Origin of the sequence: Aquimarina spinulae, from assembly GCF_943373825.1 — a bacterium.
Classification (GTDB): Bacteria; Bacteroidota; Bacteroidia; order Flavobacteriales; family Flavobacteriaceae; genus Aquimarina; species Aquimarina spinulae.
This window is the reverse complement of the sequence record NZ_CALSBP010000003.1, coordinates 24,550-38,851: the sequence shown is the minus strand read 5'-3', so window position 1 is coordinate 38,851 and position 14,302 is coordinate 24,550. Positions and strand designations below refer to the sequence as shown.

10 protein-coding genes are annotated in these 14,302 nt (G+C 33.4%); all 10 read left to right on the top strand.

The genetic code is table 11. The features are described 5' to 3' along the window. Positions 1-151: 151 nt before the first annotated feature. The 10 genes from NNH57_RS22880 to NNH57_RS22835 all read left to right on the top strand — a co-directional run bounded on the left by NNH57_RS22880 (position 152) and on the right by NNH57_RS22835 (position 14,285). On the top strand, positions 152-1,069 hold the full coding sequence (locus NNH57_RS22880; RefSeq protein ID WP_074406428.1) for an ABC transporter ATP-binding protein: 918 nt from the start codon (positions 152-154) through the stop codon (positions 1,067-1,069). Positions 1,070-1,074: 5 nt separating this feature from the next. Then, on the top strand, positions 1,075-1,869 hold the full coding sequence (locus NNH57_RS22875; RefSeq protein ID WP_074406429.1) for an ABC transporter permease: 795 nt from the start codon (positions 1,075-1,077) through the stop codon (positions 1,867-1,869). A gap of 192 nt (positions 1,870-2,061) precedes the next feature. Next, positions 2,062-3,729 carry a formate--tetrahydrofolate ligase gene (locus NNH57_RS22870; protein WP_074406430.1) on the top strand — a complete coding sequence of 556 codons (1,668 nt, stop codon included), beginning with the start codon at positions 2,062-2,064 and terminating at the stop codon, positions 3,727-3,729. A gap of 108 nt (positions 3,730-3,837) precedes the next feature. Further along, positions 3,838-4,674, top strand: coding sequence for a formate dehydrogenase accessory sulfurtransferase FdhD (gene fdhD, locus NNH57_RS22865; RefSeq protein WP_108808875.1), 837 nt, complete (start codon positions 3,838-3,840; stop codon positions 4,672-4,674). Positions 4,675-4,683: 9 nt separating this feature from the next. After that, positions 4,684-6,336, top strand: coding sequence for an NADH-ubiquinone oxidoreductase-F iron-sulfur binding region domain-containing protein (locus NNH57_RS22860; protein WP_108808874.1), 1,653 nt, complete (start codon positions 4,684-4,686; stop codon positions 6,334-6,336). 12 nt (positions 6,337-6,348) lie between these two features. After that, positions 6,349-9,075 (top strand): formate dehydrogenase subunit alpha, encoded by a 2,727-nt coding sequence (gene fdhF, locus NNH57_RS22855; protein ID WP_108808873.1) that lies wholly within the window; start codon positions 6,349-6,351, stop codon positions 9,073-9,075. A gap of 673 nt (positions 9,076-9,748) precedes the next feature. Beyond that, the gene (locus tag NNH57_RS22850) at positions 9,749-10,495 is read left to right on the top strand and encodes a DUF547 domain-containing protein (protein ID WP_074406434.1); all 747 of its coding nucleotides are present in this window, start codon (positions 9,749-9,751) and stop codon (positions 10,493-10,495) included. Between the two features lie 255 nt (positions 10,496-10,750). Beyond that, complete coding sequence (locus NNH57_RS22845; protein ID WP_132066053.1) at positions 10,751-11,629, top strand: hypothetical protein; 879 nt, start codon at positions 10,751-10,753, stop codon at positions 11,627-11,629. Positions 11,630-11,908: 279 nt separating this feature from the next. Continuing rightward, positions 11,909-13,297, top strand: coding sequence for a cytochrome-c peroxidase (locus NNH57_RS22840; RefSeq protein WP_108808871.1), 1,389 nt, complete (start codon positions 11,909-11,911; stop codon positions 13,295-13,297). Positions 13,298-13,391: 94 nt separating this feature from the next. Next, on the top strand, positions 13,392-14,285 hold the full coding sequence (locus tag NNH57_RS22835; RefSeq protein WP_082994755.1) for an AraC family transcriptional regulator: 894 nt from the start codon (positions 13,392-13,394) through the stop codon (positions 14,283-14,285). The last annotated feature ends 17 nt before the right edge of the window (positions 14,286-14,302 follow it).

Sequence of the window (14,302 nt, the reverse complement as noted above, 5' to 3'; positions counted from 1 at the left end):
AAAACAAAAAATAATTTTGTTTATTAAGATTGCTACAAGAAAATCAAAAGAATGAATTGATACTACTTATAAGACTATACATTTCCTTGAAGAGATTGTAACAAGTGTAACAACTTATCGATTGATTCGTCTTCTGGGAAATGTATAGATAATGAGCCAATTAATAGTCCAAACAGAAAAGCTTAACTTCTCATATTCGAAATCTAAAAAAGATATCGATAGTTTAGACTTAGAAGTCCCTAAAGGAAGTATATATGGTTTTTTAGGTCCAAACGGTTCAGGAAAAACAACTACCATAAGACTTCTCTTAGGTTTACTCAATAAAAATTCGGGAAATATTAGGGTTTTTGAAAAACCTTTCGCAAACCATAGAATTGATACACTATCAAAAATTGGAGCATTAATAGAAAACCCTTCTCTTTACAACCATTTAAGTGCAAAACAAAATTTACGTATTGCCTCTACGTATCGGGAAAACATCAAGAAAGATCGAATAGATGAAGTTTTAGAAACGGTCAACCTTTTACATGTAAAAAATAAAAAAGTAAAAACCTTTTCTTTAGGAATGAAACAACGTTTAGGGCTAGCAATAGCACTACTTTCAAAACCAGAGTTATTGATCTTAGATGAGCCAACAAATGGATTGGACCCAAAGGGAATTATCGAAATGAGGGAATTAATAAAAAAATTGAACAAAGATGGTATCACCATTTTTATCTCAAGTCATTTATTAAGTGAAATTGAAAAAACATGTACTCATGTTGGGATTATTAGAGAAGGAAAAATGCTTTTTCAAGATACTGTCAAGGCTTTAACCGATTCACAATCAGATCAATTACGGATCGAACTTGAAACAGACGATAAGCATCGCACATATGATCAACTGATTCAAATGGGGTTCGAAATAAAAAAGATAGAACATGAAGAACACCTTCTTTCGGTTTCTGTAAAAGAAAAATCCCAAATTCCTGTATTGGTCGATTCGCTTCAAAAAAATAACATTGGTATTTATCAGGTAACGATTAAAAATAACCTGGAAGAATTGTTTCTTAATCTCACCGAAAATTAATAAAAATGACAACTACTACATTCTATTTCAATAGCTTAAGAAACGAAACCCTAAAATTGAAACATACGTTTGCCTTATGGCTAACAGCTATTTGTGCACTACTTATCCCTTTATTATTTTTTATAGTATATATGGTAAAGTGGGAAAAATTGATTCCTGCCGAAGGAGTTAACCCCTGGAATAAATTCGCAAATGAGCAAATTGTGAACAGCCTTCCTGCATTGGTTCCTTTATTTATTGTCCTTATTACAAGTTTAATTATTCAGGTTGAACATAAAGCTACGGCTATTAAACATTTGTTTGCTTTACCAATCCCAAAATGGAGTGTTTATTTTGGTAAACTAAGCATAATTATTGCTGCTGTATTTGCTACATATGCTATGTATTATGGTTTAATTTTGCTAAATGGAAATGTATTAGGTGGCATGCGCCCACAATTAAATTTTTCAGAATTTTCTCCAGAATATGTATTTCATATAAAAATACTATTTCGCTCTTTTGTTTCTGTTTTGGGTATTTTAGCCATTCAATTCTGGTTAAGTTTTCGATTTAAAAATTTTATTATTCCTTTAGGCGTTGGTATGGTATTGGTAATTGTAGGTTTAATCGCTGCAAGAGCACCCGAGTCTATTTATTTTCCGTATTCCTATTCTATGATAAGCATGAACCCATTAGATGAAAAAACTTCAGATCTTAGTCTCTTTTGGTGGTTCCCTACGGTATCATGGTATAGTTTAGGATATTTTCTTGTTTTTGCGATTGCAGGCTTCTTTGATATTAAAAGAATGAATGTAAAGTAAAAAAGAACATTCATTATAAAAACAATCACATTTATAAATAATTATACTAACAAATAATTCTTGATCAGATCCCATTCTGCTCCTTAATTATAATCAACACAAATTATTAATATTTGAAAATGTTTTTCACAAGTATAATATTAGAATCAAAATAATTTGGTTAATATTATACTCCTAAAAAATATTTTTCACATGAATGATTTAGAAATAGCAAAACAGATACAGCTTAAGCACATAAGTACTATTGCCGAAAAACTAGGATTAAATTCTGACAATATTGAAATGTATGGTAAGTATAAAGCCAAATTACCGCATTCGGTTATTGATAAAAATAAGGTAAACAAAAGTAACTTAATTCTTGTTACTGCTATTTCTCCAACACCTGCAGGTGAAGGAAAAACCACAATGTCGATTGGTCTGTCTGAAGGTCTAAACCAATTAGGAAAACAAACCACAGTGGTTTTAAGAGAACCTTCATTAGGTCCTGTTTTTGGAATTAAAGGTGGAGCTACAGGTGGTGGTTACTCACAAGTACTTCCGATGGAGGATATTAACCTACATTTTACTGGTGATTTTTCTGCTATAGAGAAAGCTCATAATTTACTATCGGCTGTTATTGATAATAATATACAAAGTAAAACAAATTCATTGGGTATAGATGCCAGAACTGTTACCTGGAAAAGGGTAATGGATATGAATGACAGAGCCCTTCGACATATTGTTGTAGGCCTGGGAGGAACAACCTCTGGTGTCCCAAGAGAAACAGGTTTTGATATTACGGCAGCATCAGAAATAATGGCAATCTTATGCTTGGCAGATGATTTAGAAAACCTAAAAGAGCGATTAGGGAACATCTTTATTGGATATACTTTTGGTAAAAAACCAGTATATGCCAAAGATCTAAAAGTCGAAGGAGCTATGGCAGCACTTCTTAAAGATGCAGTCAAACCAAACCTGGTACAAACCATAGAAGGTAACCCGGCAATTATTCATGGCGGACCTTTTGCCAATATAGCACAAGGTACCAACTCTGTAATTGCAACACGAATGGGAATGTCTCTTTCTGATTATACCGTAACAGAAGCAGGTTTTGGTGCAGATTTGGGTGCAGAGAAGTTTTTGGATATAAAATGCCAAAGCGCTGGGATTTCACCAAAAGCAATCGTAATCACTACTACAATACGAGCATTAAAATATCATGGAGGAGCGGATTTAAAGTCATTGACGGATCCAAATGTAGAAGCGCTTAAAAACGGAATACCAAATCTTGAAAAGCATTTAGAAAATGTAAAGCAGTTTGGAATCACTCCTGTTATTGCTATCAATAGATTTGTGTCTGATAGCGATGAAGAAATTGCAGCTATTCAAGAGTTTGCAAAAAATAATAATGTAAGAGTTGCTTTAGCCGAAGTTTGGGCTAAAGGAGGAAAAGGTGCCATTGAGCTTGCAAAACACGTAGTTGAGATTGTAGAATCTGGTGATTCAAACTTTTCTCCACTATACAATTGGGAAGCAGATGTAACCGAAAAGATTGAAACTATTGCTACCAAAATATATGGTGCAAATCGTGTGGATTATACTGCAAAAGCAAAGAAAAACCTAAGAACAATTGCAGCATTAGGATTAGAGAATCTTCCTGTTTGTATTGCCAAAACTCAAAAATCATTATCTGATAACCCCAAATTAATAGGTCGTCCTAAAGATTTTACTATAACGATTAGAGAAATAGAAATAGCTGCAGGTGCAGGGTTTTTGGTGCCAATTACCGGAGATATGATGAGAATGCCAGGTCTTCCTGCGCATCCGGCATCAGAAAACATCAATATTGATAATGACGGAAATATTACAGGCCTATTTTAGAAGTCAATATCAATAAATATGCTCGTTTGCATTATAGTTAATGTTTAACATAATACAATTATTTCTATTAACTTTGTGTAAATGGCTCTTTATTAATTAATAGTTCTTATGGCAATTAGAAATTATGAAGGCAAGAAATATGAAGTAGATTCAGTGAATAAAACATTAGATTCACTTACTATTGAAGAAGCATTGCAAATAAATATCAACAATAAACCCTTTACGGTGTCTATGAGGACTCCGGGAGAAGATATTAGCCTAATTCGAGGGATGCTTCATTCTGAAGATATCATTAAAAACATAAATTTCCTGCCCGATATTGTCTTAAAAAAAGAGAATGATGATGGTATTGTAACTGTAGTAAATCTCACTATTCCTGAAGAAGAACTAGGTGACGGATATTCTAACAGCAGAAGTTTATTATCTGTCTCTTCTTGTGGCATTTGTGGCCGAACAGAACTTGGAGATTTATCCTTCCTAGGAAAAACCATTGATGATACCGAAATAATTGATGTTAATATTATTCATCAATTATTTACAAAAATGAGCGCTTTACAGCATAATTTTAACCAATCTGGGGGTGCACATGCCGCAGCTGCATTTACTAAAACCGGAGAATTGCTATGCTCGATGGAAGATATTGGTCGTCATAATGCTGTAGATAAAGTTATTGGTAAACTAATTTTATTAAACAAACTGGATCAAGCAAAAATAATTACTGTGAGTGGACGTGTTTCTTATGAAATCGTTGTTAAATGTTTTAAAGCAAAAATTCCGTTTCTAGCAGCGGTTTCTGCACCATCTTCTTTAGCTGTTGATTACTCTAAAGAACTAGGGATTACACTATTAGCATTTTGTCGTAATCAGAGAGCAACCTGTTACTCTAATCCTTATCGAACTAAAACAACTAAACAATTTCGAGACATCGATACAAAAGCAAGTTAAAAAGAATATATGTCAGATAATTTAAGTGAATTATTAGGTAGAAAAAAAGTAGATCAAAGCCTTTTCAATAAAATGGGAGAGCTGGCAAAACCTGCAGGTACACCAAGTGATGAAGAGTTAGCAAAATTAGCTGATGAATTTTTAATTGGAAAAGCCAATGCCTATGGCACAGCTAGTTTCTATGATTTTTTAAAGCCCGAAAACAAAGGTAAGAAAGTATATGTATGTAATGGGACCGCATGTGTTTGTGCCGGTACGCAAGATACTGTAGGCAATTCACTTAAAGATCATTTCAAGGAAGATGAAATTGGGCATATGACATGTCTTGGGAGATGTCATGAGAATAACGCATTTCATTATAATGGAAAAAATTATTCTGGTGATGCACTTCATAATCTTAATCAAATTATCAATTCAAAAAATGAGTTAAATCAAGATAATTATGCTATAAAAGCTAGCGGAAAAGCAATACTTACCCAATCATTCACTACTATTTCTGATTTTTATAAGCCGCTTATAAATGCACTCAAAAAAGATTCTGCAGAAATATTAGAGGAAATTAAAACCTCAAATGTTCGAGGTCGAGGTGGTGCTGGGTTCCCAATGGGATTAAAATTAGAGTTTTGCAGAAATGTAGAAAACACTACAAAATTTATTATTTGTAATGCCGATGAAGGAGATCCCGGTGCTTTTTCTGATCGATATTTATTAGAACATCAACCCCATTCGGTATTATTCGGGATGCTTATTTCTGGATATGTTACACATGCAAGTTACGGGATTGTGTATATACGTGCAGAATATCCTGAAGCTGTAAAAATTGTACAAGATGCGATTGATGACCTTCGAAATGAAGGGTTAATCGGGGATAATATTCAAGATAGTGGGTTTAATTTTGATTTCAAAATTATACAAGCGCAAGGATCATACATTTGCGGAGAAGAAACGGCACTTATCAATTCTATAGAAGGGCAACGACCAGAAGTTCGTGTTCGCCCACCCTACCCAGCTCAAAAAGGCTTATTTAATAAGCCAACTGTAGTCAATAATGTGGAAACATTAGCCGCTTTACATTACATTATAAGTAACGGAGGAAATGCCTGGAAACAAATTGGAACTGAACGTTCTTCTGGAACAAAACTAGTCTCCTTAGATAGCTTTTTTAATCGACCTGGCCTCTATGAAGTAGAAATGGGAACTCCTCTTTCTGTAGTTATTAATGATTTGGGTGGTGGATTTAAATCTGATGTTAAAGCGCTTCAGATTGGTGGCCCTCTTGGAGGAGTAGTCCCCATCTCAAAAATTGATGATTTAACAATAGATTTTGAATCATTTTCAAAAGAAGGTTTCTTACTGGGTCACGCATCAATTATTTGCATTCCTTCAAGTTTTCCAATGATGAAATTTATAGAACATCTTTTTGATTTTGCTTCTTATGAAAGCTGCGGAAAATGTTTTCCATGTAGATTAGGAACAAAACGCGGACATGAGCTTTCTAGCAAAGCATTACATTCTGGCCATAAAATAGATCAAAAATTATTCTCAGACCTTTTAACTACCCTCGAACAAGGGTCGTTATGTGCACACGGAGGTGGTATCCCACTGCCTATCCGAAATACGTTACACTATTTTGAAGATGAATTGAAAACGTACTTCAACTAAACATTTAATATCATGAAAACAGCTTATATAGATAATCAGGCTTTCGAAATAGTTGAAGGAGAAACTATGCTCTCTTTTATAAGAAGGTATAAAGAAAGAAATCTTGTTCCAACCTTATGTGATGCACCAAACTTAGATCCTTTCGGTTCTTGCCGTGTGTGTAGCGTAGAAGTAGCCTTAGAAGAAAACGGAGCTGTTAAGACCTTGGCTTCTTGCCATACCCCAGTTTCAGAAGGACAATATATTTACACAAATTCTGAATCGGTTAAAGAGTTACGAAAAAATATCGTTGAGTTGGTACTAACAGACCATCCTCTTGACTGTTTAACCTGTGAGGTAAATGGAAATTGTGAGCTACAAACGGTTGCTGCTCAGGTAGGAATCAGAGAAGTTCGCTATCCAGAGGGAGACAATCATCTTCATAAAACAAAAGATTTAAGTCATCCCTACATGACTTCAGATTTATCCAAATGCATTAATTGTTATCGATGTGTACGTGCATGTGATGAAGTGCAAGGACAATTTGTATTAAGTATGTCTGGAAGAGGGTTTGATTCTTCTATTATCAAAGGATTAGATCAATCTTTTATGGATTCTGATTGCGTAAGCTGTGGTGCTTGTTCTCAAGCATGCCCAACTTCTGCTATTTCAGATGTTTTTCAGTCAAAAGCTATTAAAGCAACCGATACAACAAGAACCATTTGTACCTATTGCGGTGTAGGGTGTAATCTTGAAGTTGCAACCAGTAATGGAGAAATATTAAGTATTCAAGCTCCTTATGATGCCGAGGTAAACCAGGGACATACCTGCTTAAAAGGTCGTTATGCATTTAAGTTTTACGATCACCCAGAGCGTTTAAATTCTCCTATGATTAAAAGAAATGGGGCATTTGAAAAGGTTAGCTGGGATGAAGTATATGAATATATCGCTTCAAAATTAACTTCTTATAAAAATGAATTTGGCTCGGATTCTATGGCAGGGATTTCGTCTTCACGATGTACCAATGAAGAGAATTATTTAATGCAAAAATTCTTTAGAGCTGTAATCCAGACTAACAATATAGATGGTTGTGCACGAGTATGCCACTCGCCTACTGCTTTAGGAATGCAACGCACATACGGTACCGGGGCAGCTACAAACTCTATTGATGACTTAAAAGATACAAACTGCATTATGGTTATTGGGGCTAACCCAACCGATGCACACCCCGTAACAGGAGCCAAATTAAAGCAGTTTGCGATGAAAAGTGATAATGTATCTATTGTCATTGATCCAAGACGTACCGAATTGGCCAAATATGCGACACACCACTTAGCATTAAGACCAGGAACTAATGTTGCTGTTCTTAATATGATGATGTATTACATTATAACCGAAAAACTGGCAGATGCTTCTTTTATCGAAAGTAGAACAGAAGGATTTGAAGAGTATAAAAAAGAGATTCTTTCAATAAATATAGACAAGTTAGAAGCCGTTTCTGGTGTGGATCGCAATCAAGTACGCGAAGCGGCTATTGCCTATGCTTCTGCTCCAAATGCGATGTCTTTTCATGGATTAGGAGTAACTGAGCATTCTCAAGGTACATTTACAGTAATGCAAATTGCCGATTTGGCTTTGCTTACAGGTAATATTGGAAGACGAGGTGTTGGTGTAAATCCGCTACGCGGGCAAAATAATGTACAAGGTTCTGCTGACATGGGAGTACAACCGCATCAGGGAGCAGGATATTTGGATATTACTAACGATCAGGTAAATAAACAGTATAATGAATTTTACGGTGTAAATGTACCTATGAACATAGGATACAAAATACCTGAAATGTTTGATGCTGCCTTGGCGGGAGATCTAAAAGCAATTTGGATTATAGGAGAAGATGTGGTGCAAACAGACCCTAACACACAAAAAGTTATTAAAGCACTTCAGGCAACCGATCTGGTAATTGTTCAAGAATTATTCATGACCGAAACTGCAAAATATGCAGACGTTATTTTACCAGGGGCATCATTCCTTGAAAAAAGCGGAACGTTTACCAATGGAGAGAGGCGTGTTCAAGCGGTTCATAAAGTTGTTGAACCTATTGAAGGGTCTAAACCAGACGGACAAATTATTGTAGATATTATGAATAAAATGGGATATGCTCAACCAGATTATACTCCCGATGGGATGTTGGAAGAAATATCTCAAATCGTTCCTTTCTTTGCCGGAATTAAATGGGATAGATTAGGTGTAAATGGATTACAATGGCCTGTTGCAAAAGATGGTACAGATACGCAAATCCTTCATAAAACAGATTTTAAACGAGGAAAAGGGTTATTTGAGTTTAATTCTTGGGAAGAAACCAAAGAGCTAACTTCACATGCCAAAGATTATCCATATATTTTAACAACAAACAGGGAGTTAGAGCATTATAATTGTGGAGCTATGACTCGTAGAACGGCTAATGAACAAATATTATCTGATGATTATTTAATGATTCATCCAGAAGACGCTCAGGAAAACTTAGTTAATGAAGGTGATTATGTCTGTCTAGAATCTCCTAGAGGGAAAGTAGATGTAAAAGCCAGAATTACAGATGAAGTAAAAAAAGGTGTATTAAGTACTACTTTTCATTTCCCCGAAATTATGATTAATAATTTAACCGGAGATATTCATGATTCTGAAGCAATGTGTCCAGAATACAAGGTTGTCGCTGTTAGAATACGAAAAAGTAAAGGAAAATTCAAACCACAGTTAAGTTAAATAAATAGCTTTATTAATTTGTAATTCCTTGATTAAAAAAAATGATCATATCAATGTAAAAATTGATGTTTTGATACTTCTAATAATCAAAAATAACTTTTTAACATACTAGCGAATAAACATGAGGTCAACAAACCAATATAGTATCGTTATTATATGTTTTTTTATTTAAAATTCTGTTAAAAAGTTAAATTTTTGTTAAAAAAAAGTTAACACTATAAATTGTGTTTTTTCGTTTTTTTTCAATTCATTTATACTAGTATAATTCAAATAACACTTCGTTCATTAAGCATTTTAAAGAAAGAGAGTTATTTTTTTGAAGCAAAAATTCTTAAACAAAATATAAGTTTTTTAAACGACAGAAAACGCAGACCACCTCAGTATGTTATGTTAATTATGGAGTTTACTTTTTTTATAAATCCAAAGATATTATAGGTAATTAATAGCTCCTTTTTTTGTATTTATTGGTAAACAAAAGATGTGTAAACGTTATTCAAATCTGCGTAATGGTTTTACAGTAAGCAAATTACAGTATAATTTCAAAATTTGTAAGAATTTTATTCCACATAGTTTTCACAAAATTCTGCATACGCACATTACACCCTTTTTTTTTGTACATTAGACAGGTAAGCACTTAAATAGCTTCATATTAACCCCTTAATAATTTATGAAAATGAAATCTCTTAAAACAAAGTTTTTTATTTTAACCTTCCTCCTATTTAGCACTAATTATTCCCAAGAAAAAGTAGATCATAGTGCTTGGGATAATATCCTAATTCTTAATGTAACACAAAATGGTTTAGTTGATTATGATGGTGTAACATCAGATGTAATTAATTTTTATCAATATTTTAGATCTCTTCAAAATATCTCTCCAAAAGATAATTGGAGAAGAGAGGAAAAGCTGGCATATTGGATTAATGTTTATAACGCCATTTCGATGAAAATGATAATTGATGAATATCCAATAGAAACCATAAATCAAATCGAAAACCCCTGGAAGAAAAAAGTTTTTAAATCCGAAGGAGTTCGTTATAGTTTAGATAATATTGAGCATGATATCTTACGAAAATTTGGCGACCCTCGAATTCATTTTTTACTTAATTGTGGATCCATGTCATCTCCTCGGTTATGGGATAGAGCTTATACAAGTAATAACATCAATAGTGCTTTAGAAGAAAGAACCAGAGAGTTTATTAACGATCCTCAAAGAAATCAAATTACTACAAGTACTGTCAAAATTTCAGAATTATTTAAATGGTATGAAGACGACTTTACAAGCTACAATATTGATGTAATTGATTTTATTAATCAATATGCTACAGTCAAAATATCCAAAACAACGAAAATAGACTATGTTACATATGATTGGAACCTGAATATAAAAGATAAAAAAACTCCAATCACCAGTAATAATTAGATTAACCTCCTTCTTTACAATATTTTAATGATTGGTATCTTCTCCTAAAACAATTAAGGTACTACAAGTAATTTTTACAGCTTAGAAAATGGTATCACGCTATGATGTGATAGTACTTTTATTTCTAACGATTTTATGAATCACAAAAAATAAAAAGAATATAAAAAGTACGAGTGAATGATAAACTAACTCTACCAATATTCTTAAAACCTAAATAAGCCAACTATGTTCAACTATTTAATCAATCCGAAAAAGATGATATGGATATTTTGTGTTGTTTCCATTTCTTCATTATCTGGACAAACCATTATAAATGGTTTTTTTCCTAAACAACATGACTTTACTTTTGCTACTTCTGTTTCTTATAAAAGTTTTGATAATTTTTATAGAGGTGCAAATGTAACCAAGGGGAATCCAGCTGGTATGGGTGAAATTTCTTCATCTATAATAAACATATATGCAGAATACGGTGTACTAGAATGGTTATCTACCACAGTTACATTACCATACATTTCCGTTAAAAACGAAACAGGAGCTCTAGATCCAGTATCAAAAACTAATGAGGTAGACGGAATACAAGACTTAAATCTATTTCTAAAAGCCAAAATTGTAGATAAAAGATTTAATAATGCTTCAAAAATATCGATGGGAGCAGCTGCGGGAGTCGCTGTACCCGTGGGTGGATACGAAGAAGCAGGAATACTTTCATTAGGAAATGGTGCTACTGCTTTTGATGGTTGTGGTTTTATACAATTTACTACCTTTTCTAATCTTTTTCTAGAATTGCAGGCTGCATATAGTTTAAGAAATAATGCTGATTTTGATATCCCAAATGCTACACTCTTTAGTATGAAACTTGGTTACTATAATAAATGGTTTTATGCACATACAAAAATTGGTATTCAGAATTCATTAAGTGGATTTGATATTGGTTCTCCCGAATTCGTAGAAGCTGGAGGACCAGGAGCATTGCCAGAAACCGAAGTAGATTACACTAATTTTTATCTGAATATATATGTACCTATATATAAAAATAATTTTGGTGTTTCTTCAGGATATACCGTGAACATGAATGGTAGAAATTATGATAAAGCTTCTGCTGTTTCTGTAGGTTTGGTATATAAAACCAACTAATCATATAACTTGGATACAAGATGCGCCAGAGTTATTCTCTCCTATATTTAGTGATTGATTCTAGTAAAACAGTCCATTCTAATAAATAAGAGGAAAATTCCTTAGGCAAACAATACCAAAAAATAAGACAAGATTATTATTTATTCAGTTTGGGTTCAATGCTTTTAGTAAAACTTCTAGTCTATTCGTGTTGAATGTGAAATGACTTAAGTTGCTAACGTTTAAATGAGTTTATACGCGACAAGCTAAAAAACAAGTATTCAATTAAAATTTACTTTAATGAAAAAGATATATTTCATTCCCATAATTTTCATTCTAATCTCGTGTAACAATGATGATTACATTCTACTAAATACAGAAGTAGATCAAGATCAAAAGAGTTTTTTAAAAAAAGCGCCTGGTGCAACAGGTTTAGATAAGCAACTTCTAAATGATTTAGAGAATGTATCAAATGGTATTGGAGCACCTTATTTTATACTTCCTGACAGTGAACAATATAGCAGTATCCCTCAAGATCCGTTAAACCTAATTACAGTCGAAAAAGTTGAATTAGGAAAACTCCTTTTTCATGAAACTGCTACAGGAGGGAATCCTAAAACCTCATCTAATTTATTTACTTATTCTTGTGCCTCTTGTCATCATGCTGCCGCTGGATTTAGTTCTGGTCTTAGACAAGGTATTGGAGAAACTGGTGTGGGATTTGGTATGAGTGGTGAAGGTAGAATTATTAACTCAAGTATTCCATTAGATAGTGTAGATATACAACCAATTCGTTCTCCAACCGTATTAAATGTTGCTTATCAGGATATAATGCTTTGGAATGGACAGTTTGGAGGTACTGGAACAAATGAAGGTACAGAAGCTAATTGGGGAGGTATTGCCGAGAATTTTTTAGGATTTCAAGGTGTAGAAGTTCAGGCTATAAAAGGACAAGGAGTTCATAGATTATTAATTGATGATGCATTTGTTACAACTTTTCAATACAAACAAATGTTTGATAATGCTTTTCCAGATATACCCGAGACCGAAAGATACTCTACAGTGAATGCTGCATTAGCTATTGCCGCTTACGAAAGAACTATACTCCCTAATCAATCTCCATGGCAAAAATGGTTAAAAGGAGAGTACAACATGCTTACTAAAGAAGAAAAAAGAGGCGCAAAAATATTCTTTGGTAAAGGAAAATGTTATGAGTGCCATACAGGTCCTGCTCTGAATGATAAAAATTTCTATGCATTTGGAATGGGGGATTTTGATAATTCAAACCAAGCATTTGTATTACAAGATGTGAACTTTGATAATGTCAAAAAAGGAAGAGGAGGTTTTACTAAAGTCACAGAAGACAATTATAAATTTAAAACTCCAACATTATATAACCTTGTTAATAATGGTTTTTATGGTCATGGAGGGACATTTACGTCTGTTAAAGAGGTTATTGAGTATAAAAATGAAGGTATTCCCCAAAACACAGAAGTCCCGACGGGTAATTTAGCCTCACAATTCGGAAATATAAACTTAACAAAAAAAGAAATTGATAACCTTACCCTATTTATCGAAAATGGATTGAAGGATCCTAATCTAATTAGATATGCCCCAATAGCACTAAATTCTGGAAACTGTTTCCCTAATAATGATAATATATCCAGAATAGATCTTGGGTGTAATTAAATGATTTTGCTAGTTTCTCTAAACTATTTCCGCAATACCGATCAAAAAATAGTCGAGTATTAGGTGTACTATTGTAGTGTTCAAAAAGCAAATTATGCCCGAAAACACAAAAGATTCATACCAATATAGGATTTCTAATGCAATCACTTTTATAGAAGAAAATCTAAAAAATGTACTTACACTGGATCGTATTGCACAGGAAGCTTGTTACTCTAAATATCATTTTATTCGTCTTTTTGCGGCTGTTACAGGAGAAACAGTAGTAGACTATGTAAGAAAACGAAGAGTTTCTGAGTCTGCACATGAGTTAATTCTTACCCAAGAACCTATTGTAGCTATTGCAGAACGTTATCAGTTTGATTCTCAGCAAGCATATACACGAGCTTTTCAATCTGTTTTTAAGACAAGTCCTGGAAAATATCGAAAAAAAGGGTATCGATTTGTAGCTTTTGAACGGTATACTTTATCACCAACAGATATCAATAAATTACAAAACGATTTTGTTTCTATGGAGCCAAAAATTATTACGATTACAGACAGAAAATTAATAGGGATGCGAATAAAAACCTCTCTAGCTAATGATACAACATCCCAAATGTGGCAACAATTTATGCCCAGAAGATTTGAGATCAAAAATAATAAAAACACGGGGTATTATTCTGTACAGACCTTTGATGAAGACATCACTTTTGATACTTTTACAGAAGATGTGATATTCGAAAAATGGGCTGCCGTCGAAGTCACAGATTTTGATCATATTCCAGAAGGCATGACTTCTTATGTACTACCAGGTGGTAAATATGCTATATTCATTCATAAAGGCCCTGTAGATACTTTTAATAAGACAATGGATTATATACACGGAAAATGGCTTCCTAATTCTGGGCATGAATTGGATCGAAGAAATCATTTTGCCATTATGGGAGATAAATATCATGGGCCACATCATCCAAAATCTGAAGAAGAAATTTGGGTTCCAATTCAATAATTTGCATAATCTTCAAC

Coding starts and splice junctions, on each gene's coding strand:
- NNH57_RS22875 (WP_074406429.1), top strand. CDS start 1,075: ATGACAACTACTACATTCTATTTCAATAGCTTAAGAAACGAAACCCTA.
- NNH57_RS22845 (WP_132066053.1), top strand. CDS start 10,751: ATGATATGGATATTTTGTGTTGTTTCCATTTCTTCATTATCTGGACAA.
- NNH57_RS22870 (WP_074406430.1), top strand. CDS start 2,062: ATGAATGATTTAGAAATAGCAAAACAGATACAGCTTAAGCACATAAGT.
- NNH57_RS22835 (WP_082994755.1), top strand. CDS start 13,392: ATGCCCGAAAACACAAAAGATTCATACCAATATAGGATTTCTAATGCA.
- fdhF (WP_108808873.1), top strand. CDS start 6,349: ATGAAAACAGCTTATATAGATAATCAGGCTTTCGAAATAGTTGAAGGA.
- NNH57_RS22860 (WP_108808874.1), top strand. CDS start 4,684: ATGTCAGATAATTTAAGTGAATTATTAGGTAGAAAAAAAGTAGATCAA.
- NNH57_RS22880 (WP_074406428.1), top strand. CDS start 152: ATGAGCCAATTAATAGTCCAAACAGAAAAGCTTAACTTCTCATATTCG.
- fdhD (WP_108808875.1), top strand. CDS start 3,838: ATGGCAATTAGAAATTATGAAGGCAAGAAATATGAAGTAGATTCAGTG.
- NNH57_RS22840 (WP_108808871.1), top strand. CDS start 11,909: ATGAAAAAGATATATTTCATTCCCATAATTTTCATTCTAATCTCGTGT.
- NNH57_RS22850 (WP_074406434.1), top strand. CDS start 9,749: ATGAAATCTCTTAAAACAAAGTTTTTTATTTTAACCTTCCTCCTATTT.